28 protein-coding genes are annotated in these 26,863 nt (G+C 71.6%); 20 read left to right on the plus strand and 8 right to left on the minus strand.

The genetic code is table 11. The features are described from left to right. Positions 1 to 7 precede the first annotated feature (7 nt). Positions 8 to 529 carry a DUF5134 domain-containing protein gene (locus ACFZBT_RS20780; RefSeq protein WP_391105465.1) on the minus strand — a complete coding sequence of 174 codons (522 nt, stop codon included), beginning with the start codon at positions 527 to 529 and terminating at the stop codon, positions 8 to 10. Positions 530 to 691: 162 nt separating this feature from the next. Between ACFZBT_RS20780 and ACFZBT_RS20785 the strand changes: the two genes are divergently transcribed. The 3 genes from ACFZBT_RS20785 (at position 692) to ACFZBT_RS20795 (ending at position 4,282) form a co-directional block, all read left to right on the plus strand. Next, positions 692 to 2,356 carry an FUSC family protein gene (locus ACFZBT_RS20785; RefSeq protein ID WP_391105467.1) on the plus strand — a complete coding sequence of 555 codons (1,665 nt, stop codon included), beginning with the start codon at positions 692 to 694 and terminating at the stop codon, positions 2,354 to 2,356. A gap of 254 nt (positions 2,357 to 2,610) precedes the next feature. Then, on the plus strand, positions 2,611 to 3,246 hold the full coding sequence (locus tag ACFZBT_RS20790; protein WP_391105469.1) for a MarR family transcriptional regulator: 636 nt from the start codon (positions 2,611 to 2,613) through the stop codon (positions 3,244 to 3,246). A gap of 121 nt (positions 3,247 to 3,367) precedes the next feature. Next, on the plus strand, positions 3,368 to 4,282 hold the full coding sequence (locus tag ACFZBT_RS20795; protein WP_391105471.1) for an N-acetyltransferase: 915 nt from the start codon (positions 3,368 to 3,370) through the stop codon (positions 4,280 to 4,282). A gap of 2 nt (positions 4,283 to 4,284) precedes the next feature. On the opposite strand, the gene ACFZBT_RS20800 is transcribed toward ACFZBT_RS20795, so the two are convergent. Then, positions 4,285 to 4,677, minus strand: coding sequence for a VOC family protein (locus tag ACFZBT_RS20800; protein ID WP_391105473.1), 393 nt, complete (start codon positions 4,675 to 4,677; stop codon positions 4,285 to 4,287). Positions 4,678 to 4,748: 71 nt separating this feature from the next. Between ACFZBT_RS20800 and ACFZBT_RS20805 the strand changes: the two genes are divergently transcribed. Beyond that, the gene (locus ACFZBT_RS20805; protein WP_391105475.1) at positions 4,749 to 5,297 is read left to right on the plus strand and encodes a GNAT family N-acetyltransferase; all 549 of its coding nucleotides are present in this window, start codon (positions 4,749 to 4,751) and stop codon (positions 5,295 to 5,297) included. 3 nt (positions 5,298 to 5,300) lie between these two features. Here the strand turns inward: ACFZBT_RS20805 and ACFZBT_RS20810 are convergent, their stop codons facing one another. After that, entirely contained in the window at positions 5,301 to 5,984 is a 684-nt protein-coding gene (locus tag ACFZBT_RS20810; protein ID WP_391105477.1) for a glycerophosphodiester phosphodiesterase family protein, read from the minus strand. A gap of 250 nt (positions 5,985 to 6,234) precedes the next feature. On the opposite strand from ACFZBT_RS20810, the gene ACFZBT_RS20815 reads away from it, so the two are divergent. The 4 genes from ACFZBT_RS20815 (at position 6,235) to ACFZBT_RS20830 (ending at position 10,702) form a co-directional block, all read left to right on the plus strand. Continuing rightward, positions 6,235 to 7,632, plus strand: a complete 1,398-nt coding sequence (locus tag ACFZBT_RS20815; protein WP_391105479.1) for a DUF6421 family protein — start codon at positions 6,235 to 6,237, stop codon at positions 7,630 to 7,632. A gap of 50 nt (positions 7,633 to 7,682) precedes the next feature. Beyond that, positions 7,683 to 8,432 carry an SDR family NAD(P)-dependent oxidoreductase gene (locus ACFZBT_RS20820; RefSeq protein WP_391105481.1) on the plus strand — a complete coding sequence of 250 codons (750 nt, stop codon included), beginning with the start codon at positions 7,683 to 7,685 and terminating at the stop codon, positions 8,430 to 8,432. Then, complete coding sequence (locus ACFZBT_RS20825; RefSeq protein ID WP_391105672.1) at positions 8,429 to 9,499, plus strand: beta-eliminating lyase-related protein; 1,071 nt, start codon at positions 8,429 to 8,431, stop codon at positions 9,497 to 9,499. Before ACFZBT_RS20820 ends, ACFZBT_RS20825 begins: the two co-directional genes overlap by 4 nt. Positions 9,500 to 10,129: 630 nt before the next feature. Further along, positions 10,130 to 10,702, plus strand: a complete 573-nt coding sequence (locus ACFZBT_RS20830) for a transglutaminase domain-containing protein (RefSeq protein ID WP_391105483.1) — start codon at positions 10,130 to 10,132, stop codon at positions 10,700 to 10,702. Positions 10,703 to 10,710: 8 nt separating this feature from the next. Here ACFZBT_RS20830 and ACFZBT_RS20835 read toward each other — a convergent pair whose 3' ends face one another. Both ACFZBT_RS20835 and ACFZBT_RS20840 read right to left on the minus strand, forming a co-directional pair. Next, entirely contained in the window at positions 10,711 to 11,439 is a 729-nt protein-coding gene (locus tag ACFZBT_RS20835; protein WP_391105485.1) for a 1-acyl-sn-glycerol-3-phosphate acyltransferase, read from the minus strand. Positions 11,440 to 11,626: 187 nt separating this feature from the next. After that, on the minus strand, positions 11,627 to 12,043 hold the full coding sequence (locus ACFZBT_RS20840; RefSeq protein WP_391105487.1) for a DUF4395 family protein: 417 nt from the start codon (positions 12,041 to 12,043) through the stop codon (positions 11,627 to 11,629). 78 nt (positions 12,044 to 12,121) lie between these two features. Between ACFZBT_RS20840 and ACFZBT_RS20845 the strand changes: the two genes are divergently transcribed. From ACFZBT_RS20845 to ACFZBT_RS20860, 4 genes are all read left to right on the plus strand, one after another. Beyond that, a complete protein-coding gene (locus ACFZBT_RS20845; RefSeq protein WP_391105489.1) occupies positions 12,122 to 12,535 on the plus strand; it encodes a thioredoxin domain-containing protein in 414 nt (137 codons plus the stop codon). A gap of 92 nt (positions 12,536 to 12,627) precedes the next feature. Then, the gene (locus tag ACFZBT_RS20850; RefSeq protein ID WP_391105491.1) at positions 12,628 to 13,119 is read left to right on the plus strand and encodes a flavin reductase; all 492 of its coding nucleotides are present in this window, start codon (positions 12,628 to 12,630) and stop codon (positions 13,117 to 13,119) included. Positions 13,120 to 13,338: 219 nt separating this feature from the next. Further along, the gene (locus ACFZBT_RS20855) at positions 13,339 to 14,127 is read left to right on the plus strand and encodes an electron transfer flavoprotein subunit beta/FixA family protein (RefSeq protein ID WP_391105493.1); all 789 of its coding nucleotides are present in this window, start codon (positions 13,339 to 13,341) and stop codon (positions 14,125 to 14,127) included. Positions 14,128 to 14,182: 55 nt separating this feature from the next. Then, a complete protein-coding gene (locus ACFZBT_RS20860; RefSeq protein WP_391105495.1) occupies positions 14,183 to 15,145 on the plus strand; it encodes an FAD-binding protein in 963 nt (320 codons plus the stop codon). Positions 15,146 to 15,202: 57 nt separating this feature from the next. Here the strand turns inward: ACFZBT_RS20860 and ACFZBT_RS20865 are convergent, their stop codons facing one another. Further along, a complete protein-coding gene (locus ACFZBT_RS20865; protein WP_391105497.1) occupies positions 15,203 to 16,108 on the minus strand; it encodes an endonuclease/exonuclease/phosphatase family protein in 906 nt (301 codons plus the stop codon). 192 nt (positions 16,109 to 16,300) lie between these two features. Between ACFZBT_RS20865 and ACFZBT_RS20870 the strand changes: the two genes are divergently transcribed. Further along, the gene (locus tag ACFZBT_RS20870; protein ID WP_391105499.1) at positions 16,301 to 17,602 is read left to right on the plus strand and encodes a DUF6986 family protein; all 1,302 of its coding nucleotides are present in this window, start codon (positions 16,301 to 16,303) and stop codon (positions 17,600 to 17,602) included. A gap of 143 nt (positions 17,603 to 17,745) precedes the next feature. Further along, positions 17,746 to 19,566 carry a protein kinase gene (locus ACFZBT_RS20875; RefSeq protein ID WP_391105501.1) on the plus strand — a complete coding sequence of 607 codons (1,821 nt, stop codon included), beginning with the start codon at positions 17,746 to 17,748 and terminating at the stop codon, positions 19,564 to 19,566. Here the strand turns inward: ACFZBT_RS20875 and ACFZBT_RS20880 are convergent. Next, positions 19,512 to 20,330 (minus strand): hypothetical protein, encoded by an 819-nt coding sequence (locus ACFZBT_RS20880; protein ID WP_391105503.1) that lies wholly within the window; start codon positions 20,328 to 20,330, stop codon positions 19,512 to 19,514. The genes ACFZBT_RS20875 and ACFZBT_RS20880 overlap by 55 nt on opposite strands. 7 nt (positions 20,331 to 20,337) lie before the next feature. Continuing rightward, positions 20,338 to 21,402: a substrate-binding domain-containing protein gene (locus ACFZBT_RS20885; protein ID WP_391105505.1), complete on the minus strand. Its 1,065-nt coding sequence runs from the start codon at positions 21,400 to 21,402 to the stop codon at positions 20,338 to 20,340. A gap of 163 nt (positions 21,403 to 21,565) precedes the next feature. Here ACFZBT_RS20885 and ACFZBT_RS20890 point away from each other — a divergent pair, with 163 nt between their 5' ends. The 6 genes from ACFZBT_RS20890 (at position 21,566) to ACFZBT_RS20915 (ending at position 26,815) form a co-directional block, all read left to right on the plus strand. Beyond that, positions 21,566 to 22,519, plus strand: coding sequence for an ROK family protein (locus tag ACFZBT_RS20890; protein ID WP_391105507.1), 954 nt, complete (start codon positions 21,566 to 21,568; stop codon positions 22,517 to 22,519). Between the two features lie 116 nt (positions 22,520 to 22,635). Then, a complete protein-coding gene (locus ACFZBT_RS20895) occupies positions 22,636 to 23,091 on the plus strand; it encodes a hypothetical protein (protein WP_391105509.1) in 456 nt (151 codons plus the stop codon). A 76-nt stretch (positions 23,092 to 23,167) separates the two neighbouring features. After that, positions 23,168 to 23,611 (plus strand): helix-turn-helix domain-containing protein, encoded by a 444-nt coding sequence (locus tag ACFZBT_RS20900; RefSeq protein WP_391105511.1) that lies wholly within the window; start codon positions 23,168 to 23,170, stop codon positions 23,609 to 23,611. A 10-nt stretch (positions 23,612 to 23,621) separates the two neighbouring features. Next, on the plus strand, positions 23,622 to 24,035 hold the full coding sequence (locus ACFZBT_RS20905; RefSeq protein ID WP_391105513.1) for a VOC family protein: 414 nt from the start codon (positions 23,622 to 23,624) through the stop codon (positions 24,033 to 24,035). Positions 24,036 to 24,123: 88 nt separating this feature from the next. Then, the gene (locus ACFZBT_RS20910; RefSeq protein ID WP_391105515.1) at positions 24,124 to 26,517 is read left to right on the plus strand and encodes an ATP-binding cassette domain-containing protein; all 2,394 of its coding nucleotides are present in this window, start codon (positions 24,124 to 24,126) and stop codon (positions 26,515 to 26,517) included. 73 nt (positions 26,518 to 26,590) lie between these two features. Continuing rightward, the gene (locus tag ACFZBT_RS20915) at positions 26,591 to 26,815 is read left to right on the plus strand and encodes a hypothetical protein (RefSeq protein ID WP_391105517.1); all 225 of its coding nucleotides are present in this window, start codon (positions 26,591 to 26,593) and stop codon (positions 26,813 to 26,815) included. Positions 26,816 to 26,863 lie beyond the last annotated feature (48 nt).

Raw genomic sequence — 26,863 nt, forward strand, 5'->3', positions numbered from 1 at the left:
CAACGGATCAGAGTGTCAGCAGCATCGCCACCATCGCGATCCCCATGGACAGCCGGCACGCCCGCGCCAGTTCCGGCCGGTCGCCCCACGCGGCGGACGCACCGCCCCCGGCCACGGCGGGCACCGGCACCAGCCGGACGCCGGTCAGCAGCACGTATCCGGCGAAGTACAGCAGCAGCGCCCCCGTCAGGAGCGGAACTCCCGATCCGCCCTGACCGTGCGCGTGTGCGGGCGAGCCGGCCATGACGACGGACATGTAGACCATCGCCGCCGCGCCCGCCAGATGATGGAGATGGTGCGCCCCGGCCCGCGCCGCCCACAGCGCGTGCACCGCGGCCGCCCCGAACACGAACGCGTACGCGAGCCAGGCCCACGAGGGCGGAGAGAACGCCGCCGCCGGAACCGCCATCGCGGCCATCCCGAACCCCATCAGCGCCTCGCCGCCGCTGCGCATCCGCACCAGGCAGTAGGCGCCGCTCACCGCGCAGAGCGCCACCAGCAGCCAGCCGGACGAAGCCGGTCCGTGCACGCGCACCTCCCCGCTCGACAGTCGGTCATTCGATGCCCAGGTCATCCGGCGCGCACGCGAGCGCAAGGGTGTACACGGGGAGCATTCGACGGAGCACACCAGGTGAGCCGCTATCCCCTCGATTTATCTTTTACGAGTAAAACACCTGCTAACCTTGCGGGAATGAGCAGTGCGAACCCCACCCCCGCCTCCCCGCCCGCCCGGCGCCTCCCGCTGGCGGGCGTGCTGCGCGTCGGCCGGCCCTCCGAGATCTGGTTCAAGCCCGCTCTGAGCGTGGTCGCGTCGATCGCCCCGCCCAACCTCACCCTCCTGGCGCTCGGCCGGCTCGACCTGGCGATGTACACGATGGCCGGATCCCTGTGCGCGCTGTACGCCCACAACCGCCCCTACGCCGCCCGGGCCGGGGCCCTGGTGTGGGTGGTGCTCGGCATGCTCGGCGGACTCGCCGTCGCCCTGGTCGCCGCCTCGCTCACCGGCAGCGCCGTCGCCCTGGTCACGGTCGGCGCCCTGCTGGCCGCCGCGCAGAAGGTGCTGTGCGACGCCACCCGCGTCGGGCCGCCGGGCAATGTCGTCCTCACGTTCGTCAGCTCAGCCTCGCTGTTCGCGCCGCAGACCCTCGCCCAGGTGCCGGGCCATCTGGCGCTGGCCGCCGCGACGGGGGCCTGGGCCTGGCTGGTCTGCATGGCGCCCGCGCTGGTCCGGCCGCACGGCCCGGAACGCCGTGCCACCGCCGGTGCGCTGCGGGCCGCGGCCGCGTATGCCGACACCGGCGGCAGCGGCGAGGGGCATGCCCGGGCCCGTGCCGCGGGCTACGCCGCCGTGCAGGCCGCCTGGCAGTCACTGCTGTCCACCGGCGCGCCCTCCCGGACCCGGCGGGCCCTCGAACGGCTCGTCGTGCGGGCCGAGGTCGCCCTCGCGGCACCTGCCGAGTCGGAGGCCGGCCGGCTGCGTGCGTGGGCCCGCGCGTTGCGCGGTACCGGGCCCGTCCCGTCGGCCGGTCTGCCGCGGGCGGCCGCCGACGAACTGCTCGGTGTGGACGCGGCCCGCTCCCTGTGGGCGCGGCTCGGCCCGCTGACCCCGCTGGCGGTGCGCACCGCGCTCGGCTGCGCACTCGCCGGCTACGCCTCCCTCGCCCTCGGTATCGGCCGCCCCTACTGGGCTCTGGTCACCGCCGCCTCGCTCTACCAGGCCAACATCGCCCTGACCTGGAGCCGGGCCATCCAGCGGGTCGTCGGCAACGTCGTCGGCGTGCTCGTCTTCGCGGCCGTCGCGCCGCTCGCGCACCTGGACCCGGCGGTCCTCGTGCTGTGCTGCCTCGCGTTCAGCTTCGGCGCCGAGATGCTGATCAGCCGCAACTACTGGCTCGGCAGTGTCTGCGTGACCCCCATGGCCCTGCTCATCACCGAGTTCGCCGGATTCCAGGAGCCCGGCGCGCTGATGACGGAGCGCGTCGTGGACACCGTGGTCGGCGCCCTGGTCGGCTTCGCCGCAGCCGTGGCCGTCACCAACCGGCGCGTGGGCGACCGTGTCGAACGCGCCCTGGCCACCGCCGGCCGGGCCCGCGAGCACGCCGCCCGCCTCCTGGCCGAGCCGGACCCCGACGCGGCCGCCCTGGAGTCGGCCCGCCGCGGCCTCGCCGTCGCCCTGGTCGAGCTGCGGGCCACCACCGACGCCGCGGCCGGTGAATGGTGGCAGCGCGCCCTGCCCCAGGAGCGGGTCGTGCTCGCCGAGCAGTCCGGACACCGTACGCTCGCCGCTACGGCACGACGCCAGGGGCTGCTCCCGGAGCGGGGCACTGGCACGGAGACGGAGGACGCACGGCCATGACGGCGACGGAAGGGCCATCGCCCACGGGGGACGAGTCGGGATTCGGACCGCGACCGGCGGCCCGGGCCGGGCGGGCGGGGGACGATCCCACCGAAAGGCGTACGGCCGACCGGGCGCGGACGGCCGGAGGGAATCCGACGCACGGAAGGGCCTCCGACGGTGCGCGCGCGACCGGAGAGGAATCGGCCGGTGGGCACGGGGCCGGTCGGGCCCATGCGGCCGGGGACGGCCCCGGCGGCGGGACTGCGGGCGACTTGGCTCCCGAGGCCGGAGCGGGGCGGGCCGACGGGACCCATGGGGAGCATGCGGCCGACGGGACCGGTACGGGCGGACGGGAGCCGGCCGACGAGTCCCCTGCTGTCGAACCCGTCCCGGACGGTGGCCGGCGGGGCGACACCGTCGCCGGTGTCGTGCGGCAGTGGCGGGCCGTGCACCCCGGGCTCGACACCGGGCCGATGGAGGTCATCGGCCGGATCAACCGCTGTGCCGCCCTCCTTCAGCAGGCCGAGGACGCGCCGCTGCGCAGGGCGGGACTGAGCCGCCCGGAGTTCGATCTGCTGGGCGCGCTGCGCCGTACCGGGCACGAACTCTCCCCCGGGGAGCTGGCCCGGGAGACCTTCTCCTCGGGCGCCGCCGTCACCAAGCGCCTCAAGCAGCTGACCGAACGCGGTCTGGTGGAACGCCGGGCCGACAGCCGCGACCGCCGCGTCGCCCACCTCCGCCTCACCGACGCCGGACGCGAACTCGTCGACGGCGTCCTGCCCGCCCAGCTCGCCTACGAGACCGCGGTCCTGTCCGGTTTGGACGCCCCCGAGCAGGGTGAACTCGCAGCCCTGCTGGGTGAGTTGCTCGGCCAGCTGGAGGGCCGCCTGGGCGCGCTGCGGGGTTGAACCGGACCTGCCCGGTGGCGGCGTCCGCCCCCACTGGCGTGCCGCACCGGCCCGTCGTACCCTCACCCCGTACCGCACCGCGTGGCGGCCTCCAGCTCCTTCATCAGCCCGGAGGTACCCCATGCCCGCACTCGAGGTGCGCCCCTTCCGCCGAGCCGACCGCGACCAGCTCACCGACCTGGTCAACATGCACGTGGCGGCGGTCGTCCCCGGTGTCTCCGTCTCCGTGAACACCGTCCTCGGCGACCTGGAGCGGCAGCCCGGCGAGTTCATCACCGACCCGTGGGTGGCCGAGCGGACGACGCTCGTCGCCGAGCAGCGCCGGTGCGTCGTCGCCGCGGCCCATCTGCTGCGCTACCGCGCCGACGCCGAGGTCGGCGAGACCTACCGGGACAGCGCCGAGATCAACTGGTTCGTGCACCGCCCGACGGCGTCGCACTGGCCGGACTCCGACCGGGCCGCCGACCTGCTGATGCGGGCGTGCCTGGCACAGCTGGCCCGCTGGGACGTCCGTGTCCGGTACGCCGACGGCGCACTGCCCGCCCCGCTCGTCTACGGCCTGCCCCGCAACTGGCCCCACATCCGGGCCGTCTACGAACGCGCGGGATTCCGGCACACCGGGGACACCGAGGTCATCCTGATCGCCCGGGTCGCCGACCTCCCGGCGAACGAACTCCGGCCGGGCGTCACGGTCACCCGCACGCTGGGGGAGTGCGGCACTCGGTTCACGGCCCGTGCCGACGCGCGCACCCTCGGATTCATCGAGGTCGACACTGCCCTGGCCCGCCCGGAACGGCACGCCCGCGCCGCGGGCCTGGCCGACATCGGCAACCTCCACGTCGACCCCGCGCAGTCCGGCACCGGCCTGGAGCAATGGCTACTGGCTCAGGCCGCGGACTGGCTCCGCCTGTGCGGCGTCGACCGGCTCGTCGCCTACGAGACGGCCGCCGACGGCGCCAGGCTCAACCTCCTGGCGGGCGCGGGCTTCCGTGAGCTGACCCGCACCGACCGGGGCTGGGAGCACCGCCCCGGCTGACCTCAGATACCGGGCCGGTACCGCATCGGGTGGTCCGCCGGGACCTCGACCAGCACGATCGGCGTCCCGTCCGGGTCCGCGATCCACATCTCGACCAGGCCCCACGGCTCCTTCACCGCCGGCCGCACGATCTCGACGCCCTTCGCCCGCAACTCCTCCTCCGCGGCGGCCACGTCGTCGACCTGGAGCCACAGCCGTGCGGCGGGTGACGGGGGAGTCTCGGACCGGCCCGCGACCTCCAGGAAGCCACCGCCCGTGAAGTAGACCGTGCCGCGCTCGGGACCCGTACCGAACTCCCGGTAGACGGCGAGGCCGAGCTGTTCGCCGTAGAAGGCACGGGAGCGCTCGGGGTCGGACGGGCGGAGCAGGATTCGGCTGCTGAGTACATGCACCATGCACGAGAGCCTAGTGGCGGCGTTACTCTCATCCATGCCCCAACGCTGCCCGGAAACGGAGACGCACGCCCATGGACACCGCCGACACCGCCGCCACCGGACTGACCTTCCGTGATGCCACCGACGCCGACGTGGACGAGCTGGTCGCGCTGATCGAGTCGGCGTACCGGGGCGACGACAGCCGGGCCGGGTGGACCACCGAGGCGGACATTCTCGAAGGGCAGCGGACCGACCCGGAGGGCGTGCTGGCCGTCATCAAGTCGGCCGACAGCCGGTTGCTGACCGTGGAACGGGAGGGCCGGATCGTCGCGTGCTGCCAGCTCGAACACCGCGGTGACCACGCCTACTTCGGGATGTTCGCGGTCAGCCCCCGGCTGCAGGGCGAGGGCCTCGGCAAGGTGATCATCGCGGAGGCGGAGAGCATGGCCCGAGCGACGTGGGGCGTGACGGAGATGCACATGACCGTGATATCCGTACGCGACGACCTCATCGCCTGGTACGAGCGGCGCGGCTACCGCCGTACGGGTCGGATGACCCCCTTCCCGTACGGCGACGAGCGCTTCGGCATCCCCCAGCGCGACGACCTGAAGTTCGAGCTGCTGGTCAAGCGGCTCGGCTAGCGACTAGGCCGTGAAACGGCCCGTGCGCTTGATGTCCGGGTGGTCGGTGGTCGCGCCGTCCAGGCCGAACGCCCGGACGAGCCGCAGATGGTCCTGTGTGTTCACCACCCAGCCGATGATCCGCAGGTCCGCCTTGTGCGCACGCTCGACGATCTCCAGGGTGAGCCGGCGGATGTTCAGGCACACCGTCTCGGCGCCGACCGCGACGGCGCGGTCCACGATGTCGGTCCCGTAGCGGCTGGCGATCAGCGCGGTCCGCACACCCGGCACCAGTGGCTTGATCTCGGCGATCGCCTCGTCGTGGAACGAGGACACCTCCACCCGGCCGGCCAGCCCGCGCCGGTTCATCACCTCGGCGAGGGCTCGCGCCGCCTGTGCGTCCTTGATCTCAGCCTGGAGCGGCGCCTGGACGGCCTCCAGGACCTCCTCGAAGACCGGCACCCGCTCGCCCCGGCCCGCGTCCAGGGCGCGCAGCTCGGCGAGGGTCTTCTCGGCGATGGGCCCGCTGCCGTCGGTCGTGCGGTCCACGTCCGTGTCGTGCATGACGACGAGCGCGCCGTCCTTGCTCAGGTGCAGGTCGAGTTCGATGGCGTCGAGGCCGGCCTCCTCGGCGGCGACGAAGGACCGGAGGGTGTTCTCGGGTTCCACACCCATGATTCCGCGGTGACCGATGGTGAGGAAGTTCAAGACGCGACTCTCTTCCGTCGACAGGCGGCACTGGGGGCCTTACGGCCCACCTGGACCGTATCGCCTGTACCCGCCCTCTGCAGAGGGCGAGGGCATGGTCGGCGCACATACGGGCAGAAGCATGGCCGGCAGGAAAAAGTGCGGTGACCCACAGGGTGTGGCAGGATAATTTTCGGAGACTGCCCTTGCTGGGAGGAACCTCGTGTGTATACGGTCGAGGTACGCGAGATTCTCCCGTGGAAGGTGGGACATGACGGAAATTCTTGTGCAGGTGGGTTCGGAGGACCTGGTTCCTCCCGTGGCCAGGGTGGTGGAGCACCCGGCATGGCCCGTGCTCAAGGATGCCGTGGAGCGGATCCGGCCATGGCAGTCCAAGGACGGGTCGATCGACTTCGCCGCCGAGGGCGCGCCTGAGCCCGCGGACGCCGAACTGGCCGTCCGCCGGGCCGCCGACGCGGTACTGGAGCTCTCCCCGCTGCTCCCGCACGACGCCGCCTATCACGAGGCCCTGGTCAAGGACCTGCGCCGGTGGGCCGACAGCGGCTTCGAGGTGCCCGACTTCCTCGACTCCCTGCTGGCCTTCCAGCCCGCCGCGAGCCGCGCGGACGGCCTCCAGCACCTGGTCGTCTTCCCGATGTACACGCAGAACGGCAACCCGGACCGCAACCTCGAAGCGGTCGTCCTGCGCATGGTCTGGCCGGACTGGCTGTCCGAACTGGAGCGCACGCGCTACGACAACCCGCTGTTCTGCGGCATCAAGTTCGAGGACTTCACGGCCGGCTACGACACCAACTCCGCCGTCCTGTTCCCCGAGACCATCGCCGTGCGCGAGGCGCCCGAGCGGTTCAGCTGGGGCGGCATCTTCTGCGACCGCGAGGCCGCCCGCTTCCGCCGGGTGACCGACGCCGCCGTAGACATCCTGGGCCTCGAGCTGCCCGAGGACGTCGCCGCGATGGTCCACGACCAGAAGCGCTGCGAGGAGGCGTTCGTCCTGTGGGACATGGTCCACGACCGCACCCACAGCCACGGCGACCTGCCCTTCGACCCGTTCATGATCAAGCAGCGGCAGCCGTTCTGGATGTACGGCCTGGAGGAGCTGCGCTGCGACCTCACCGCCTTCAGGGAGGCCGTGAAGCTGGCGGGCGAGGGCGTCCCGCAGGCCCGTGACGTACAGGTCGCGGTGCTCTTCGACCGCATGTTCCGCTTCCCGGTCACCGGCGAGCGCGTGCGCAACTACGACGGCCTCGGCGGCCAGCTCCTCTTCGCCTACCTGCACAAACACGACGTCGTCCGCTGGACCGACAACAAGCTGACCATCGACTGGGAGCGTGCCCCGCAGGTCACCAACCAGCTGTGCGCCGAGATCGAGCAGCTGTACCGCGACGGCATCGACCGCCCCAAGCTCGTCCACTGGTTCGCCGGGTACGAGCTGGTCTCCACGTACCTCTCCCCGCACCCGGGCTCCAAGTGGGCCAAGGGCCCCGAGGCCCTGGATGTGACGCAGCCGCCCCGGAAACTCGTCGATGACGTGCTTCCGGACGAGTTTCCGCTGAGCATGTTCTATGAGGCACTGTCCAAGAAGCTGAAGAACGTGATCGCCTCCACCAAGGGCATCACGGCGGACGGCGCCGAGCGGATCGCCGCGTGAGCGGCGGAAACCTCCGCGGAACCGGGACCACTGCTCAGGAGGCGAAGAAGATGGCGGGGAACGGAGCTCTCAGCGGTGCGGTGATCGCGGTGGCCGGCGCGGGCGGGCCCGCCGGCCGGGCGGCGCTGCTGCGCCTGGCCGAGGCGGGGGCGACCGTCGCCGCCGCCGACAACGATCCCGAGCGGCTGGCGGAGGCCGTGGACGCGGCCCGCTACGCCTCGGGCGGCGCCAGCGTCATCGGCGAGCCCGTCGACCTGCTGGATCTGCAGTCCACGCGTGACTGGGCCGCGCACATCGAGAAGGACTTCGGCCGCGTGGACGGCGTGGTCCACCTCGTGGGCGGCTGGCGCGGCAGCGAGACCTTCATCAAGACCAGTCTCGACGACTGGGACTTCCTGGAGCTGCTCCTGATCCGCACCGTGCAGCACACCTCGCTGGCCTTCTTCGAGGCCCTGCAGCGCAGCGAACGCGGACGGTATCTGCTGATCAGCGCCGCCGGCGCCACGAAGCCGACCGCGGGCAACGCCTCGTACGCCGCCGCCAAGGCCGCCGCCGAGGCCTGGACGCTCGCGCTGGCCGACGCCTTCCGCAAGGCGGGGGGCCCCGAGGGCCCGACGTCCGCCGCTGCCATCCTGGTGGTGAAGGCGCTGGTGCACGACGCGATGCGCGCCGAGCGACCCAACGCGAAGTTCGCGGGCTTCACCGACGTCAAGGACCTGGCCGAAGCCGTCGTGGGTGTCTGGGACAAGCCCGCCGCCGAAGTGAACGGAAACCGTCTGTGGCTCACCGAGAAGCCGTGAACCCGCCGAAGACCGACGCGCGCCGCCATCACGACCCGGAAGTCCGTGGTTTCGCCAGCGACAACTACGCCGGCGCCCACCCGGAGGTGCTCGCCGCCCTGGCCCTGGCCAACGGCGGGCACCAGGTCTCGTACGGCGAGGACGCGTACACCGAGAACCTCCAGAACGTCGTCCGCAGCCACTTCGGCGCCACGGCCGAGGCGTTCCCGGTCTTCAACGGCACCGGCGCGAACGTCGTCGCCCTCCAGGCGGTCACCGACCGCTGGGGCGCGGTGATCTGCGCCGAGAGCGCGCACATCAACGTCGACGAGTGCGGGGCTCCCGAACGGGTCGGTGGCCTGAAGCTGCTCACCGTTCCGACGCCCGACGGCAAGCTCACCCCCGAGCTGATCGATCGGCAGGCGTTCGGCTGGGACGACGAGCACCGCGCGATGCCCCAGGTCGTCTCCCTCGCCCAGACCACCGAACTGGGAACGGCCTACACGCCGGACGAGATACGCGCCATCTGCGAGCACGCCCACGCGCACGGCATGAAGGTGCACGTGGACGGCTCCCGGCTGGCCAACGCCGCCGCCACCCTGGACGTGCCGATGCGGACGTTCACCGACGCCGCCGGCGTCGACCTCTTCTCCCTGGGCGGCACGAAGAACGGCGCCCTGTTCGGCGAGGCCGTCGTGGTCCTGAACCAGGACGCCGTCAGCCACATGAAGCATCTGCGCAAGCTGTCCATGCAGCTCGCCTCCAAGATGCGCTTCGTGTCGGTGCAGCTGGAGGCCCTGTTCGCCAGGGACCTGTGGCTGCGCAACTCCCGGCACTCCAACGAGATGGCCCAGCGCCTCGCCGAGGGCGTCCGCGCCGTGCACGGGGTGGAGATCCTCTACCCCGTGCAGTCCAACGCGGTGTTCGCCCGTCTGCCGCACGAGGTGACCGAGCGGCTGCAGAAGCGGTTCCGCTTCTACTTCTGGGACGAGGCGGCGGGCGACGTCCGCTGGATGTGCGCCTTCGACACGACCGAGGAGGACGTGGACACGTTCGTGGCGGCACTCAAGGAGGAGATGGCCCGCTGACCCGTATCGTTCGTCAGTTGACGACGATCTCCGCGGTGTTGTTGCCCAGGTCCGGGTGGAACTGATGCTCAGCTCGGGATCGTCGTTGGCGGCGCCCACACCGAGCGAGGCGACCCAGGCCGGGCCGTCGTTGTGCACGGTGACGCGGGCGGTCAGGGTGTCACCGGCGGCTCCGCCGACCGTGCTGCCGGTGAGCCTCAGATCGGCGGTGTTGCGGGCGTGGAGATTGACCGTCCCGTAGTTGTCCTGCGGATCGATGTCGGGCTCGGAGACGGCGGCCACGGGGCGCAGGTCGAGCTCGGCGTCCGTGCCCCGGGCGGCGCCTCGGGCATCGCGCGCATGTCGCAGACCGCCTTGACCTCAGGCTCGGGCACGCAGTTCGTGGGCCAGGACACCACCGTCGGCGTCCGCGCCGGGCAGCACCGTCTCGTACGGGGCGTTGCTCCACAGCTCGTTCTGCGCGGCGTGCGCGGGCCCGGCTCCCGACTCCGGCCGCCGCCGGGGCGCAGCAGGCCACCGCGGCGCCGAGCAGGCGGGATGAGTCCCTCAGATTGCGTGCAGATGTATGAATATGCGGAAGCATGAAAAAGAATTGCCCGTAGGCAGTCTCGGCTCCTAGAGTCCTTCCGCATGCGGCTGATTCAAGAAAACCCAGACGTCTCCGCTTACTTGGACGCTGACGAGGTCATCGACCATCACCACCCCCGCGTGCGCGAGACCGCCGCGAGGCTCGCCGAAGGCGTCGCGGACTCGTATGAGTATGCGCGGGTGGCATTCGAATTCGTACGCGACACCATCCCGCACTCGCAGGACTCGGGCGATCTCCGTGTCACCTGGCGCGCTTCGGATGTCCTGGAACAGCGCACCGGCATCTGCTACGCCAAGGCGCACGCGCTCGCGGCGCTGCTACGGGCCGAGGACATCCCGACCGCGCTGTGCTACCAGGAGCTGGAGGTGGTGCACGGTCTGGTCGCCGTGCGGTTCGACGGCGCGTGGCACCGGCAGGACCCCCGGGGCAACAAGCAGGGGGTGGACGCCCGGTTCTCCCTGGACGGCGAGCGGCTCGCCTTCACGCCCGATTCGGCGTCCGGGGAAACGGACTGCCCGGTTCTGTACGCCGCGCCTCACCCGGTGGTGCTCGGAGCCCTCACATCGGCCCGTGACCGGCCCCACTTGTGGGAGACGCTCCCCACGGCGCTTTGAGGCACCTGTCAGTGCGCTTCCGCCGCCCGCACCTGCTCCGGCGTCGGAGCCGTGCCGCCCAGGTGAGCCGGCATCCACCAGGTGTCCTCGGGGCCCTTCGGGCGTACGGGGTAGGCGCGCTGGGCGGCCTCGAGGAGTTCCTGGACGCGCTCGCGCAGCTGACGCGTGATCGCGCCCGCGTACTTGTCGCGGGAGGCCTCGATCGCCTCGCCGACCCGGATCGTGATGGGGATGTGGCTGCGCTTGAAGTTGCGGGGGTGCCCCTTCGTCCACAGCCGCTGCGTGCCCCACACCGCCATCGGGATCAGCGGGACGCCGGCCTCCTGCGCCATGCGCGCGGCGCCCGACTTGAAGCTCTTCAGTGTGAACGACTGCGAGATGGTGGCCTCCGGGAAGACCCCGACGATCTCGCCCGACCGCAGCGAGTCCAGGGCGTGCGCGTAGGCCGTCTCGCCCTGCTTGCGGTCCACGGGGATGTGCTTCATGCCGCGCATCAGCGGGCCGGAGACCCGGTGCCGGAACACGGACTCCTTCGCCATGAAGCGCACCAGGCGCTTCTGCGGCAGGGCCGCCAGGCCGTCGAAGACGAAGTCCAGGTAGCTGATGTGATTGCTCACCAGCACGGCGCCGCCCGAGCGCGGGATGTTCTCCGAACCCTGGAGGTCGATCTTGAGGTCCCACACCTTGAACAGCGTGCGGGCGAAACCGACGACGGGACGGTAGACGAGCTCTGCCATGGGCGGGTCGGACCCTTCCTGCTCTGCCTGGGAAGGGATTCCCAGCGGAAAGTTACGGAGCCGTAGGTTTACGGCTTGTCGCAGATCGTGCCCGAAGAACGGCCGGGTAGCCAGTCCTCGTGCCCGCCGGGGAGGAGATTCTCGTCACGTCGCCCGTGTGACCCCACCTCGTGCTTTTACGCCCTTATTACTCCGCGCGTACCGCCACCCGGCGCACGAGCAGGTACAACTCGCAGCCCAGGCAGTACCCGAACGCCGCATTGAGGAAGGCCGCCGCGAGCGCCGCGCCGGTAGCCGCGAGTCCCAGCCAACCGGGCCCCAGCGTGTAGCCGACGAGCCCGAGTGCGGCGAAGAGCAGTCCCACCGCCTGGGCGAAACGCGGCGGTTCGGGCGCCTCGAAGTCGGTCGGCGGTCCGAGCCGCGGCCGTACGGCCTTCCGGAACAGCAGGCCGTACGGCGACCGGCTCACCCCGCCCGCCGTGCCGAGCAGGAACGCCAGCGTCTGCCAGGCCAGCAGCCACGCGCTCCCCGTGACCAGAACGACCGCCAGGACGACGGCCGTCACGGCCGCGCCGAAACGCGGCCCTCTCGCATCGATGTCCATAGGAACCAAGCATTCCGCAACGCGGCCCCGTTGGGAGGGCGGGAATCTTTGCGGTCTCGTGAACGCTTGAATCAGGTGATGACCGGACTGGTGGTGTGTGTCCTGGTGCTCGCGGCGGCGAGCGCCTTCGGAGTGCTGCAACGGCGGCGGAGCGGGAGAGTAAGGGTGCGCGGGCGGGACGACGGCAAGCGGCTCGGTGCGGCGGAACTGGGCGCGGAACTCGGCGAACGGGCGACGCTCGTCCAGTTCTCCAGCGCGTTCTGCGCGCCCTGCCGGGCGACCCGGCGGGTTCTCGGAGAGGTCGCGGGCGTGGTCCCGGGCGTGACCCACGTCGAGATCGACGCCGAGGCCCAGCTGGACCTCGTACGACGGCTGGACATCCTCAAGACCCCGACCGTGCTGGTCCTCGACGCCGACGGCCGGGTGGTGCGGCGGGCCACCGGACAGCCGCGCAAGGCCGATGTGATCGCCGCGCTGGGGGAGGCGGTGTGAGGTCCCGGCGCATGTGAGGGCGTTCAGTGAGCCATCTCCCACATCACGAAACGAACTTGACTGTGCACACCATTTATCGTCAGCCTGACCCCATGCCTTCGGACCTCCTCGCCACGCCCGACCTTCTGCGCTCGGTCTTCCGGCGGCACGCGGCGGGGGTCGCCGTGATCACCGCTCGTGGCGACACCGGTCCGGTGGGCTTCACCGCCACCTCCCTCGCCTCCGTCTCCGCCGAACCGCCCCTGCTCTCCTTCGGCGTCGGTACCGGCTCCTCCAGCTGGCCCGCGATCGCGGCGACCGATCATGTCGGCGTCCACATCCTCGGCGAGCACCAGCAGGAGCTGGCCGCCACCTTCGCCCGCAACGGAGCCGACCGCTTCGCTCCGCCCACAGCCTGGCGGGAGGGGCCCGAGGGCGTTCCCCTGCTCGACGGCGTGCTGGCCTGGCTGGTGGCCCGGGTCGTCGCCCGCGTGCCCGCCGGAGACCACCGGCTCGTGCTCGCCGAGGTCCTGCACGGGGACCCCACGGGCGAAGGCCGTCCGCTCCTCTACCACCAGGGGCGTTTCCGGAGACTGCCCGACTGAGGGGCGTACCCCCCGGGCTGCGGGACCGTCGAGTTCCGGTTACGCTGCGTTGCGAAGGTCACAGTTCAAAGCGCTTGCTTAGCGGGAACGAACTAGGTGTACTGACGAGTAATATTTCGCTCGGAGCGTGGGTCGCCCCGACCGGAATCGGCCGCTTGAGGCGCCTATGCTGCCTGCAAGTAGGCAGCCGAGAAATGACGATGCAGTAGGAGAGCCGGCGTGAGCTTGAGGATCGTTGTCACTGTGAAGTACGTGCCCGACGCCACTGGCGACCGGCACTTCGCCGATGACCTGACCGTCGACCGGGACGACGTGGACGGTCTGCTCTCCGAGCTCGACGAGTACGCGGTCGAGCAGGCGCTGCAGATCTCCGAGAACTCCGACGACGACGTGGAGATCACCGTTCTGACGGTGGGCCCCGAGGACGCCAAGGACGCCCTGCGCAAGGCGCTGTCCATGGGCGCCGACAAGGCGATCCACGTCGAGGACGACGACATCCACGGCACCGACGCCATCGGCACCTCCCTGGTCCTGGCCAAGGCCGTCGAGAAGGCCGGCTACGACCTGGTCATCTCCGGTATGGCCTCCACCGACGGCACCATGGGCGTCGTCCCCGCGCTGCTCGCCGAGCGTCTGGGCGTCCCGCAGGTCACCCTGCTCTCCGAGGTGTCGGTGGCGGACGGCACGGTCAAGGGCCGCCGCGACGGCGACGCCGCCTCGGAGAACCTGGAGGCGTCCCTGCCGGCGGTCGTGTCGGTGACCGACCAGTCGGGCGAGGCCCGTTACCCCTCCTTCAAGGGCATCATGGCGGCCAAGAAGAAGCCGGTGGAGTCCTGGGACCTGTCCGACCTGGACCTGGAGGCCGAGGAGGTCGGTCTGGAGGGCGCCTACACCACGGTCGACAACGCGGCCGAGCGTCCCGCCCGTACCGCGGGCACGATCGTCAAGGACGAAGGCGAGGGCGGCAAGCAGCTCGCTGAGTTCCTCGCGGGCCAGAAGTTCATCTGAGCCCGGCATTCGCTGACCGCCCCTCATCTTTCGCAAGCAGGAGAGAAGAAGTCCCATGGCTGAAGTTCTCGTCTACGTCGACCACGTGGACGGCGCCGTCCGCAAGCCCACCCTGGAGCTGCTGACCCTGGCCCGCCGCATCGGCGAGCCGGTCGCCGTCGCGCTGGGCAACGGCGCCGCAGACACCGCCGCCACGCTCGCCGAGCACGGCGCGGTCAAGGTCCTCACCCACGAGGCCGCCGAGTACGCCGACTACCTGGTCGTACCGAAGGTGGACGCCCTCCAGGCCGCGCACGAGGCCGTGTCCCCGGCCGCCGTGCTGGTGCCGTCCTCCGCCGAGGGCAAGGAGATCGCCGCGCGTCTGGCGCTGCGCATCGGCTCGGGCATCATCACCGACGCCGTCGACCTGGAGGCCGGCGACGAGGGCCCGGTGGCCACCCAGTCGGTGTTCGCCGCGTCCTTCACCACCAAGTCCCGTGTCTCCAAGGGCACCCCGGTCATCACGGTCAAGCCCAACAGCGCGGCCGTGGAGGCCGCCCCGGCCGCCGGCGCGGTCGAGGCGCTGTCCGTGACCTTCTCCGCGCAGGCCACCGGCACCAAGGTCACCGGCCGCACGCCGCGTGAGTCGACGGGCCGTCCGGACCTGACCGAGGCCGCGATCGTGGTCTCCGGCGGCCGTGGCGTCAACGGCGCGGAGAACTTCGCGATCATCGAGGCGCTCGCCGACTCCCTCGGCGCGGCCGTGGGTGCCTCGCGTGCCGCGGTGGACGCGGGCTGGTACCCGCACACCAACCAGGTCGGCCAGACCGGCAAGTCCGTGTCGCCGCAGCTGTACATCGCCTCCGGCATCTCCGGGGCGATCCAGCACCGCGCCGGCATGCAGACCTCGAAGACCATCGTCGCGATCAACAAGGACGCCGAGGCTCCGATCTTCGACCTCGTCGACTACGGCATCGTCGGCGACCTCTTCGACGTAGTCCCGGCCCTCACCGAGGAGATCAAGACCCGCAAGGGCTGATCGAATCCGGATGCAGAAGACCCCCGTGACCGCGCGAACGGTCACGGGGGTCTCTTTTCATCCCAGGGTCATCGAGGCCTGCACCGGCAGATGGTCGCTCGGGTACGTCCCGTCCACGGAGTAGGTGTTCATCCCGGCCCAGTGCGTGGTCACCCCGGGCGTGGTGAGGATCCAGTCGATGCGCCGCCCGCCGGGCCTGGGCGTCCGGTAGCCGTGGTGCGTCCCGTACGCCGGCCCCCGCGAGGCCGCCGCGTCCCAGGCGTCCACCAGCCCGATGTCCAGCATGAGGTCGTACACCCGGTTGTCGCGCGCGGCCGCGTTGAAGTCACCGGTGACGATGACCGGCAGCGACCGGTCCCACCCGGCGATCGTCTTGCCGATGAGCCCCGCCGAGCGTTCCCGGGCGTACTGGCTGACGCTGTCGAGGTGGGTGTTGAGGACGTAGAACTCCCGTCCCCCGTCGGCGAGATCGGCGAAACGGACCCAGGTCACCATGCGCAGCCAGTCCGCGCCCCAGGTGTTCGAGGCGATCGTGTACGGGGTGTCGGACAGCCAGAAATGATCGAACTCGATCGGCTCGAGTCTGCGTGTGTCGTAGAAGACGGCCATGAACTCGTCCTTGCTGCCCCCTCCGCGTCCGGTGCCGATCCAGTCGTGGTGCCCGCCGAGATCCTTCTCGATCGCGCGCACTTGTCGGTAGAGCCCTTCCTGGGTGCCGATGAGGTGCGGTCGCTCGCGGCGCAGCAGTTCTCGCATCACCGGCCGGCGCACTTCCCAGCGCGGCGTCCTGTCGACGACGGTCCCGAAGCGCACGTTGAACGTCATGACGTCCAGGGCGCCCGGGTGCTCGTCGGCCGAAGCGCGCTGTGTGGGGCCCGCGGTGGTGAGCAGCGGTCCCGCGATGGCGGCGGCCGCCGCTGCCTTGAGCCCGTGGCGGCGCGTCACTCCGACCTCGTTCGGCACGTGGTCTCCCTCCCCTTGCGCGTCAGCATGAAGCTTGCCTTCTGGATACGGAAGAAGAGGGCGGGTTGGCAGTGACCAAGGGTGAAGGATGGGGAATCCCACTTCAAGAGGGTGTTGACCTAAGCGAAGATCGACAGTTAGCTTCGTCATACGGATTATTGATTCCGCTGTACGGAAAATGGAGGGTGCGGGATGGGGCAGGGCCGGCAGGAGAAGGTGGCGACGAGCCTCGCGGGCGCCGTCAGCGAGGAGATCAGCACCTCCCTCGCGGCGGTCGACGCCGAACTGGAGCGCCGCTACCCCGGAGACCCCGGCACCCGTCAGCCCGTCCACACCGTCTACGTCCCCGGCGACGTCTTCGCCGCCGACACGATCCGCGCCTGGGGCGACCGTGCCCTGGCGGCCCTCGACGAACACGCACCGGACGCCGCGTCCTTCGCCGCCGTGCTCGGCCTCGCCGAGGAACTCGCCGAGCCCGTCCACGCGCGCGTGCGCGCCAAGCTGGAGCGCGAGCCGGTCGAGGACCTGCGCGTCGACTTCGAGGACGGCTACGGCAACCGCCCCGACGCCGAGGAGGACGAGGCCGCGGCCCGCGCCGCCCGCCTGATCGCGGAGGCGTACGAGGAGCGCACCGCGGCCCCGTACATGGGCATCCGGATGAAGTGCATGGAGGCGCCCGTACGCGACCGGGGCATCCGTACCCTCGACATCTTCCTCACCGGCCTGATGGAGGCCGGCGGCCTGCCCCGCGGGCTGGTGCTCACCCTGCCCAAGGTGACCTACGCCGAGCAGGTCACCGCCATGGCACGACTGCTGGACGCCTTCGAGAAGACCCACGGCCTGGAGCCCGGCCGGATCGGCTTCGAGATCCAGATCGAGACCAGCCAGTCCATCCTCGCCGCCGACGGCACCGCCACCGTCGCCCGCATGATCCAGGCCGCCGAGGGCCGCGCCACCGGCCTGCACTACGGCACCTTCGACTACAGCGCCTGCCTCGGCGTCTCCGCCGCCCACCAGGCCAGTGACCACCCCGCCGCCGACCACGCCAAGGCCGTCATGCAGGTCGCGGCGGCCGGCACCGGCGTCCGCGTCTCGGACGGCTCCACCAACGTGCTGCCCGTCGGCCCCACCGAGAAGGTGCACGCGGCCTGGCGCCTGCACTACGGCCTCACCCGCCGCGCCCTGGCCCGGGCCTACTACCAGGGCTGGGACATGCACCCCGGCCACATCCCGACCCGGTACGCGGCCGTCTTCGCCTTCTACCGCGAGGGCTACGAGCAGGCCGCCGCCCGCCTCGCCCGCTACGCCAACCGCACCGGCGGCGACGTCATGGACGAACCCGCCACCGCCAAGGCCCTCAGCGGCTACCTGCTGCGCGGCCTGGACTGCGGCGCCCTCGACATCGGCGAGGTCGCCCGGCTGACCGGCCTGACCCGCGCCGACCTGGAGGGCTTCGCGACGCCCAGGCGGGCGGACCTGACGGCGTCCTCCTGACCGCGTCGCTGTGACAGGGCCGGCACGTACCGGCCCTGTCACAGCCGTCACCGCGGGCTTACATCGTCATCGCCGCCCCGTACTCTGTACGCCACGTACTGACGTGTCGGTGGATCCAGTGGTGTCACAGGAACGGGGCAGCGGTGTCAACGGGGGAGTACGGGCAGACCGACGGGGCCGGTCGGCTGCTGGCAGGCCGTTATCGCGTCACGGGCCGGCTGGGACGCGGCGGCATGGGCATCGTCTGGAAGGCCGTCGACGAGGTCCTCGGCCGTGAGGTCGCCGTCAAGGAACTGCGCACCTACACCGACGTGGCCGGCCCCGAACTGGCCGCTCTGCGACTGCGGATGCAGCGCGAGGCGCGTGCGGCGGCCCGGGTGCGCCACCCCGGCGTCATCGCCGTGCACGACATCGCGGAGGTCGACGGCCGGCCTCTCATCGTCATGGAACTGGTCGACGGGCCGTCCCTGGACGACGTCCTGCGGGAGCGCGGCACCCTGGACTCGGGCGAGGCGGCCGGGATCGGCGCCAAGGTCATGGACGCGCTGTCCGCCGCCCACCGGGCGGGCGTCCTGCACCGTGACGTGAAGCCCGGCAACATCCTGCTCGACCGCTCGGGCCGCGTCGTCCTCACCGACTTCGGCATCGCCACCATGGACGATCCGGGCGACGGTTCGGCCACCCACCTCACCCGCAGCGGCGAACTCGTCGGCTCCCTCGACTACCTGGCCCCCGAGCGCGCCCAGGGCGCCGACCCGGGCCCCGCCTCCGACATCTGGGCCCTGGGCGCCACGCTGTACGCGGCCGTCGAGGGGGCCTCGCCCTTCCGCCGTACGTCCACGTTCTCGACGCTCACGGCGATCGTCACCGACCCGCTGCCGGAGCCCGAGCGGGCCGGCCCTCTCGGCCCCGTCCTCCAGCGGCTGATGGACAAACGCCCCGAGGCCCGCCCGGAGGCCGACCAGGCCCGAGAGCTGCTCCAGTCGGTGGCCGACTCGGACGGTACGGACACGCCGACCTCCGCGCTGCGAGAAGCTGCGGCGTCGCCCGCGCCCTCGCCTCCACGCCCGGACACGGAGCGCAGTGTTCCGGCGGTGCCGCCGGGGTTCGGGCCACCGCTGAACGTCCAGCCGGGCACCGCCGGCTCTCCTGCCGGTGCGGGGACGGGCCCCTACGGCTCGGGACCCGCTTGGCCCGACTTCGGACCGTCCGACCCGGGCGGTACCGCCGCTCCGGGCGCCTCCGCTCCCACGGGCCCGGTGGACTCCGGCCGCCTGCCCCGCCGTAGGTCCCGCGTGCTGCTCGCGGCCGCGGCCGCCACCGTCGTTCTCGCCGCAGCCGGAGTCACGGCCGCCGTGCTCAGCCACTCCGGCGACAAGGAAGCGGGCTCCCGGGATGGCGCCGCCCGTACCGACGCCGCGGCCTCCTCGGATCCCGGCCGCACCGACGACGGCTCGAACGCCCCCCGGCCCACCCAGCAGGGCGACGAGAAGGGCAAGGCCCCGTCCGGGAAGCCCGGCGACAAGAAGGACCCCGCGCCCACCGGCGGGGCGGACACCCCGGCCCCCGCCAAGTCCCCCGGCGGCACGAGCGAGACCTCGGGCACCTCCGGCGGCAACGACACCGGAGGCGGTTCCGGGGAGGGCGGGACGGGCGGCACTCCGACCACCCCGGCCCCCGAACCGGCCTGCCACGCCATCGGCGGCGGCAAGTACAACTGCCAGGTCTGGAAGACCGCCGACTCCTACACCGCCTCCGGCACCAAGGTCGGTGTCCTCAAGGCGGGCACCAACTACTTCTACTGCCAGCAGAACCTGGGCCGCCGCGAGACCGACGGCCGGTGGACCAACGTCTGGTGGGCGAAGACCGACGACGACAGCGGCAACACGAACGTCTGGGTCAGCGACGTCTACGTCAAGGGCGGGGACAACGACGGCCCGGTCCCCGGGCTCCCGGTCTGCTGAGACCCCGTCAGCCCGGAATCGACGTACCGCTCCAGGCCGGAGGCGGCCACCAGCTTCTCCTCGATGAACAGCCGTGTGCCCCGATCGCACAACCGCCGGTCACCGCGGGCCCGCGCGCTGAACTCCTCGGGCACCACGCCGAAGAGCTCCCTGAAGCGCGGCAGGCCGGAGAGCAGCTCGGTGAGCAGCTCCCGCTGGCCCGGGTGGGTGCGCGGCGCGCCGGTTCCGTCGTGCAGGACCCCGTGCCGGTTGACGTACGCGTACGCGCCGGGCAGCCGGGTGCCGTCCGCGAGGTCGATCCGCACATCGGGCGCGGGCAGCCAGGCCCGGTTGAAGTTGCCGCTGGGCACGGGCGCGCCCTCGCTCGCGTCGATCACCGCGAGCTGCTCGTCGTCGAGCCAGAGGACGAACAGCTCCCGCACCACGCCCGGGGCACTGACCGGCGAGGCGGACATGTACCCCATGCGGCTCACGTGCGCCGAGACGCCCGCGTCGACGCCCGTCACCCGGGCCCGCACCATCGGGAGCGGGGACCTGATCCCGAACTCGGCCATCTTGTGCCGCAGTTGCCCCGGGCTGGCGTTGGATCCGATGGCCAGGACCGGCGTGCGGTCCTCGTACACGAGCTGATCCAGCGGCAGGAAGCAGTCACCGTCGAGGAGCCCGGAGCCGGCCGGCCACGCGCCGGGATACAGCAGCGGATGCTCGCGCGGCGCCTCGGCCAGGCCGAGTGCCCGCAGCGTGCGATCGGTGAGGTGATCCATGGGGCGCTCAGTCCGCCGGGGGCAGTTCGCCGGAGCCGCGGGTGATCAGCCGGGTCGGCAGTTCGACGCGCTCGGGGGCGATCTGGGTGCCGTCGAGCTGGCGGAAGAGACGTTCCGCCGCGGTGCGGCCGATGACCGCCGCGTCCTGGGCGACGACCGTGACGCCCGGCTGCAGGAGGTCGGCCAGCTCGATGTCGTCGAAGCCGACCAGGGCGACGCGCCGGGCGTGCTCGGCGAGGACACGGATCACGGTGACCGTCACCCGGTTGTTGGCCGTGAAGATCGCGGTGACCGGGTCCGGCCCGGACAGCATCTCCTCGGCCGCCCCGCGCACCCGCTCGGGGTCGGTGACGCCGAGGGACATCCACGAGTCCGCCACCGGTATGCCCGCGTCCTCCATCGCGGCCCGGTAGCCGCGCAGCCGCTCGGCGGCGGTGTGGATGCGGGGCATGTCGCCGATGAAGCCGATCCGGCGGTGCCCGTGCGCGATGAGATGCGCGACGCCGCCGCGGGCTCCGCCGAAGTTGTCCGACAGGACCACGTCGGCGTCGATGTACCCGGCCGGCCGGTCCACGAACACCGTGGCGACGCCCGCCTTGAGCTCCGGTTCCAGATACCGGTGGTCGTCACCGGCCGGGATCACCACAAGACCGTCCACTCGCCGCGCGCACAGGGCCAGCACCAGCTCCTGCTCGCGCTCCGGGTCCTCGGCGCTGGAGCCGTTGATCAGCAGGGCGCCGTGCGCGCGGGCCACCTCCTCGACCGAGCGGCTCAGCGGCCCGTAGAACGGGTCCGCGAGGTCCTCCAGGACCAGGCCGATGCTGGCCGTACGGCCCTTGCGCAGCACCCGCGCGCTGTCGTTGCGCCGGAAACCGAGGGCGTCGATCGCCTCCTGGACCCGCCGCTCCGTCTCCGGGGTGACCCCCGGCTCCCCGTTCACCACCCGGGAGACCGTCTTGAGCCCGACTCCGGCGCGTGCCGCGACGTCCTTCATGGTCGGCCTGGTGCCGTAGCGCGTTGCGGATCGGAGGGGGGTCTGGGGCACGGTGCGGTGTCCTGTCCTGTCGTCCACGGGGGTGCGTCGATCCTGGGTTTGTATGAGGATGTGGCGTCGAGCATAGAGCCTGGACAACGTTGTCAGGCTCGGGGGAGACTGTCCACCGCGATTCGATTCCCAGTATTTCTCAGTACGTCTCGACGTTCTTTCTCATGGTTGACGGGGAGATCCGACACTGATGCACACCGACCTCGTGGCCGCGCTCGACATCGGCGGCACCAAGATCGCCGGCGCTCTGGTGGACGGCCACGGCCGGATCCTGGTCCGCGCCCAGCGGCCGACGCCCGCCCGGGAGGACGGCGACACCGTGATGCGGGCCGTGGAGGCGGTGCTCGGCGAGCTCACCGTGTCGCCGCTGTGGGAGCGCGCCACGGCCGTGGGCATCGGCAGTGCCGGGCCCGTGGACGCCTCGGCGGGCACGGTGAGCCCGGTGAACGTGCCCGGCTGGCGCGGCTACCCGCTCGTCGGCCGCGTCCGGGCCGTGGCCGGAGACCTGCCCGTGGAGCTGATCGGCGACGGTGTGGCGATCACGGCGGCCGAACACTGGCAGGGCGCCGCCCGCGGCCACGACAACGCGCTGTGCATGGTCGTCTCCACGGGTGTCGGCGGAGGCCTGGTGCTCGGCGGACGACTGCACCCCGGGCCCACCGGCAACGCCGGCCATATCGGCCACATCAGCGTGGACCTCGACGGTGATCCGTGCCCGTGCGGCTCGCACGGCTGCGTCGAGCGCATCGCGAGCGGTCCCAACATCGCCCGGCGCGCCCTGGAGAACGGCTGGCGGCCCGGCCCCGACGGTGACACCTCCGCCGCCGCGGTGGCCGCCGCCGCCAGGTCCGGGGACCCGGTGGCCGTCGCCTCCTTCGAGCGTGCCGCCCAGGCTCTGGCCGCCGGGATCGCCGCCACGGCGACCCTCGTGGAGATCGACATAGCGGTGATCGGCGGGGGAGTGGGCAAGGCGGGCGACGTCCTCTTCGCCCCTCTGCGCAAGGCTCTGAGCGCCTACGCGACCCTGTCCTTCGTCCGGCAGCTGACCGTGGCACCGGCCCAGATGGGCACCGACGCCGGACTGGTGGGTGCCGCCGCGGCGGCGCTCGCGAAGCGGCCGGACGCGGCCGCCGCTGGGGTGTGAGCACGGGCGGGAACGTTCAGGCGGTGGGGCCGGGCCGCCTCCCGGGCCCCACCCGTCCCTGAGCCGGAGGGAACCACTCCGCCCGGCGCGGCATCTGGCCCGGTGTGAGTGCCGGGATGACGTTCTTCGGGCTGGTCTTCATGGGCGGGTGGGCGGCCGCCCTCGGGGCGCTGGTGTTCACCGTCGTCACGCTGGTGCGTGTCCGGGAGCGGGACTGGGTGCGCCGCCAAGGGCACCCCGCGGTACGGCTGCTGCTGCCGACGCCCCAGTTCCGGCGCTTCGACGTGGCGCTCGCCGTGACGGCCCTCCTGGCCGACCTGTGGTTCGTGTCGGCGATCCTCGTGTTCGGGGCGGACGGCGTCTTCACCGAGGACTGGATGGGCTATCCGGGCATGGTCGACTCCACCGGGCGGGGATACCAGGCCGCGGTCGTGAGCGCGCTGCGCAGCACGGCGTGGTGGACCTGCGGGATCGCGGTGCTCGGCCGCTGCTGGATCACGGCCGGCGTGCAGATGTGCCTCCTGCCGCTCGCGGCCTGGTGGATCGGCACGTTCGACACGTACTTCACCTGACGGGCTCCGATCCGGGACACCGGCTTTTCCCTCCGAAATCGTCCGAATATCCGTGCGATGTGACACGATCCGGCATGTGACCAGCAGACCCACCTCGGAACAGCGCCTGCGTGACCTCGCGCGTCTGCGCCGGGTCAAGGACCGGATCGACCGGGAGTACGCGCAGCCGCTGGACGTGGAGGCGCTGGCCCGGGGTGTGCACATGTCGGCCGGGCATCTCAGCCGCGAGTTCCGGCAGGCGTACGGCGAGTCGCCGTACAGCTACCTCATGACGCGGCGCATCGAGCGCGCGATGGCCCTGCTGCGCCGGGGCGACCTCAGCGTCACCGAGGTGTGTTTCGCGGTCGGTTGCTCGTCGCTGGGCACCTTCAGCACCCGCTTCACGGAGCTGGTCGGCATGCCGCCCAGCGCCTACCGGCGCGAGGCGGCGCGGGCCACCGCGGGGATCCCGTCGTGCGTGGCGAAGCAGGTCACCAGACCGGTCAGGAATCGAGAAGCGCCCGCCCCGAGCCGAAACTAGCGTGGTGGCCATGGACCTCAACATTCACGCCAGTTTCCTGCCGCACGACGACCCGGACGCCGCTCTGGCGTTCTACCGCGACACCCTCGGCTTCGAAGTCCGGGGCGACGTCGGGTACGAGGGCATGCGCTGGATCACGGTCGGTCCCGTCGGCCAGCCCGGCACCAGCATCGTCCTGCATCCGCCGGCCGCCGACCCGGGCATCACCGAGGACGAGGGCCGCACCATCGCCGAGATGATGGCCAAGGGCACCTACGCGAGCATCGTCCTGGCCACCACCGACGTCGACGGCACCTTCGAGCGGCTCCAGGCGGGCGACGCCGAGGTGGTCCAGGAGCCGGTCGACCAGCCCTACGGCGTCCGCGACTGCGCCTTCCGCGATCCCGCGGGCAACATGATCCGCATCCAGCAGCTCAAGCCGTGATGCCGTAGCGGCGCCTCACAGACCACATCCCCCGCACCTCCCGGTTCGGTGCGGGGGACGGAACGTCCGAGCGACAGATGGAGACACGATGAGCAAGGCCACGACGACGGACAGACGGTCGCCCGGGCCGCACGCCGCCGACAGCCATGACGTGATCCGCGTGCACGGTGCGCGCGAGAACAACCTCAAGGATGTCAGCATCGAGATTCCGAAGCGCAGGCTCACGGTGTTCACGGGCGTCTCCGGCTCGGGCAAGAGCTCGCTGGTGTTCGACACGATCGCCGCGGAGTCGCAGCGGCTGATCAACGAGACGTACAGCGCCTTCCTCCAGGGCTTCATGCCGAACCTGGCCCGGCCCGAGGTCGATGTGCTGGACGGGCTGACCACCGCGATCACCGTCGACCAGCAGCGCATGGGCTCCGACCCGCGCTCCACCGTCGGCACCGCCACCGACGCCAACGCGATGCTGCGCATCCTCTTCAGCCGGCTCGGCACCCCGCACATCGGCCCGCCCGGCGCGTTCTCCTTCAACGTCGCCACGGTCTCGGCGAGCGGCGGCATCACGGTCGACCGGGGTGCCGACAAGACCAAGACGCAGAAGGTGACCTTCAGCCGCACCGGCGGCATGTGCACGCACTGCGAGGGCCGGGGCAAGGTCTCCGACATCGACCTCACCCAGCTGTTCGACGACTCCAAGTCGCTCTCCGAGGACCCGTTCACCATCCCCACCTACACCGGCGACGGCTGGGTGGTGCGCGTCATCGCCGAGTCGGGCTTCTTCGACAAGGAGAAGCCGATCCGCGAGTACACCAAGAAGGAGCGGCACGACTTCCTGTACCGCGAGCCGACCAAGGTGAAGATCAACGGCGTCAACCTCACCTACGAGGGGCTGATCCCGAAGATCCAGAAGACCTTCCTCGCCAAGGACCGCGAGTCGATGCAGCCGCACATCCGGGCCTTCGTGGACCGGGCGGTCACTTTCACCGAGTGCCCCGAGTGCGACGGCACCCGGCTCAGCGAGCTGGTCCGCTCCTCCAGGATCGGCAAGGTCAACATCGCCGACGCCTGCGCGATGGAGATCCGCGACCTGGCCGAATGGGCCCGCGGGATCGAGGATCCCTCGGTGGCCCCGCTGCTCGCCAAGCTCCGGCACACCCTGGACTCGTTCGTGGAGATCGGCCTCGGCTATCTCTCGCTCGACCGTGCCTCGGGCACGCTCTCCGGCGGCGAGGCGCAGCGCACCAAGATGATCCGGCACCTCGGCTCCTCGCTCACCGACGTCACCTACGTCTTCGACGAGCCGACCATCGGACTGCACCCCCATGACATCCAGCGGATGAACAACCTGCTGCTGCGGCTGCGCGACAAGGGCAACACGGTGCTCGTCGTGGAGCACAAGCCGGAGACGATCGCCATCGCCGACCATGTCGTGGACCTCGGCCCCAGCGCCGGCACGGCCGGTGGCACCGTCTGCTTCGAGGGCACCCTGGAGGGGCTGCGCAGGAGCGCCACCGTCACCGGCCGCCATCTCGGCGACCGGGCGGCGCTGAAGGAGACGGTCCGCAAACCCACCGGCACGCTCGCGATCCGCGGCGCGACGGCGAACAACCTCCAGAACGTCGACGTCGACATCCCGCTCGGCGTGCTCACCGTCGTCACCGGCGTCGCCGGCTCCGGCAAGAGTTCGCTCGTGCACGGCTCGATCCCCACCGAGGAGGGCGTGGTGTCGGTCGACCAGACCGCGATCCGCGGCTCCCGGCGCAGCAACCCGGCCACGTACACCGGTCTCGCCGACCCGATCCGCAAGGCCTTCGCCAAGGCCAACGGCGTGAAGCCGGCGCTCTTCAGCGCCAACTCCGAGGGCGCCTGCCCCACCTGCAACGGCGCCGGTGTCATCTACACCGACCTGGCGATCATGCAGACCGTCGCCACCCCCTGCGAGGTGTGCGAGGGCAGGCGGTTCGACGCGTCGGTGCTGGAGTACCGCTTCGGCGGCCGCGACATCAGCGAGGTGCTGGCGATGTCGGTGACCGAGGCCGAGAAGTTCTTCGGCGCCGGTGAGGCACGCACCCCGGCGGCCCACCGGATCATCGAACGGATGGCGGACGTCGGACTCGGCTACCTCACCCTCGGCCAGCCGCTCACCACCCTCTCCGGCGGCGAGCGGCAGCGGCTCAAGCTGGCCACGCACATGGGCGACAAGGGCGGCGTCTACGTACTCGACGAGCCGACCACCGGGCTTCACCTCGCCGACGTGGAGCAGCTGCTCGGGCTGCTCGACCGGCTCGTCGACGCCGGCAAGTCGGTCATCGTCATCGAGCACCACCAGGCGGTCATGGCGCACGCCGACTGGATCATCGACCTCGGCCCGGGCGCCGGACACGACGGCGGCCGGATCGTCTTCGAGGGCACCCCGGCCGAACTCGTCGAGGCCCGCTCCACCCTGACCGGGGAGCATCTCGCGGACTACGTGGGCGCCTGACGCGGAGGCGAAGGGCAGGCTGAACGGCCCACCCCGGCGCGCGCCCGGCGCCGTTTCCGCGCACTCTGGTGCCATGGCGTCCGTGAAGCCCGTCGTGGTCTACCCGCCCGCCGTGGACGGCGGCCGGCGGGTCCGTGTGGACGACCAGTTCCTCGGGATCGCGTACGGGCTGCTGGACGTCGCCGAGTTTCTGCGCCGGGCGGGGATCGAGGACGCGGACGAGGCGTACGCGGCGTCGTCGGGGCTGATCGAATGGCGCGGCGGCGGGCCCGGGACCTGGGGCTCCGGTACCGAATGACAGCCGTCGTGTCGCCCGAACGGCCCAGTGGCGTGACCCCGGAGCGGG

Origin of the sequence: Streptomyces sp. NPDC008137 (assembly GCF_042957035.1) — a bacterium.
GTDB lineage: Bacteria > Actinomycetota > Actinomycetes > Streptomycetales > Streptomycetaceae > Streptomyces.

Bases quoted from the DNA above. Each gene is read 5' to 3' on its own strand.
- ACFZBT_RS20795 (WP_391105471.1), top strand. From the start codon at position 3,368: ATGCCCGCACTCGAGGTGCGCCCCTTCCGCCGAGCCGACCGCGACCAG.
- ACFZBT_RS20845 (WP_391105489.1), top strand. From the start codon at position 12,122: ATGACCGGACTGGTGGTGTGTGTCCTGGTGCTCGCGGCGGCGAGCGCC.
- ACFZBT_RS20915 (WP_391105517.1), top strand. From the start codon at position 26,591: ATGGCGTCCGTGAAGCCCGTCGTGGTCTACCCGCCCGCCGTGGACGGC.
- ACFZBT_RS20805 (WP_391105475.1), top strand. From the start codon at position 4,749: ATGGACACCGCCGACACCGCCGCCACCGGACTGACCTTCCGTGATGCC.
- ACFZBT_RS20870 (WP_391105499.1), top strand. From the start codon at position 16,301: ATGGGGCAGGGCCGGCAGGAGAAGGTGGCGACGAGCCTCGCGGGCGCC.
- ACFZBT_RS20830 (WP_391105483.1), top strand. From the start codon at position 10,130: ATGCGGCTGATTCAAGAAAACCCAGACGTCTCCGCTTACTTGGACGCT.
- ACFZBT_RS20880 (WP_391105503.1), bottom strand. From the start codon at position 20,330: ATGGATCACCTCACCGATCGCACGCTGCGGGCACTCGGCCTGGCCGAG.
- ACFZBT_RS20860 (WP_391105495.1), top strand. From the start codon at position 14,183: ATGGCTGAAGTTCTCGTCTACGTCGACCACGTGGACGGCGCCGTCCGC.
- ACFZBT_RS20895 (WP_391105509.1), top strand. From the start codon at position 22,636: ATGACGTTCTTCGGGCTGGTCTTCATGGGCGGGTGGGCGGCCGCCCTC.
- ACFZBT_RS20905 (WP_391105513.1), top strand. From the start codon at position 23,622: ATGGACCTCAACATTCACGCCAGTTTCCTGCCGCACGACGACCCGGAC.
- ACFZBT_RS20815 (WP_391105479.1), top strand. From the start codon at position 6,235: ATGACGGAAATTCTTGTGCAGGTGGGTTCGGAGGACCTGGTTCCTCCC.
- ACFZBT_RS20850 (WP_391105491.1), top strand. From the start codon at position 12,628: ATGCCTTCGGACCTCCTCGCCACGCCCGACCTTCTGCGCTCGGTCTTC.
- ACFZBT_RS20785 (WP_391105467.1), top strand. From the start codon at position 692: ATGAGCAGTGCGAACCCCACCCCCGCCTCCCCGCCCGCCCGGCGCCTC.
- ACFZBT_RS20820 (WP_391105481.1), top strand. From the start codon at position 7,683: ATGGCGGGGAACGGAGCTCTCAGCGGTGCGGTGATCGCGGTGGCCGGC.
- ACFZBT_RS20840 (WP_391105487.1), bottom strand. From the start codon at position 12,043: ATGGACATCGATGCGAGAGGGCCGCGTTTCGGCGCGGCCGTGACGGCC.
- ACFZBT_RS20800 (WP_391105473.1), bottom strand. From the start codon at position 4,677: ATGGTGCATGTACTCAGCAGCCGAATCCTGCTCCGCCCGTCCGACCCC.
- ACFZBT_RS20835 (WP_391105485.1), bottom strand. From the start codon at position 11,439: ATGGCAGAGCTCGTCTACCGTCCCGTCGTCGGTTTCGCCCGCACGCTG.
- ACFZBT_RS20890 (WP_391105507.1), top strand. From the start codon at position 21,566: ATGCACACCGACCTCGTGGCCGCGCTCGACATCGGCGGCACCAAGATC.
- ACFZBT_RS20910 (WP_391105515.1), top strand. From the start codon at position 24,124: ATGAGCAAGGCCACGACGACGGACAGACGGTCGCCCGGGCCGCACGCC.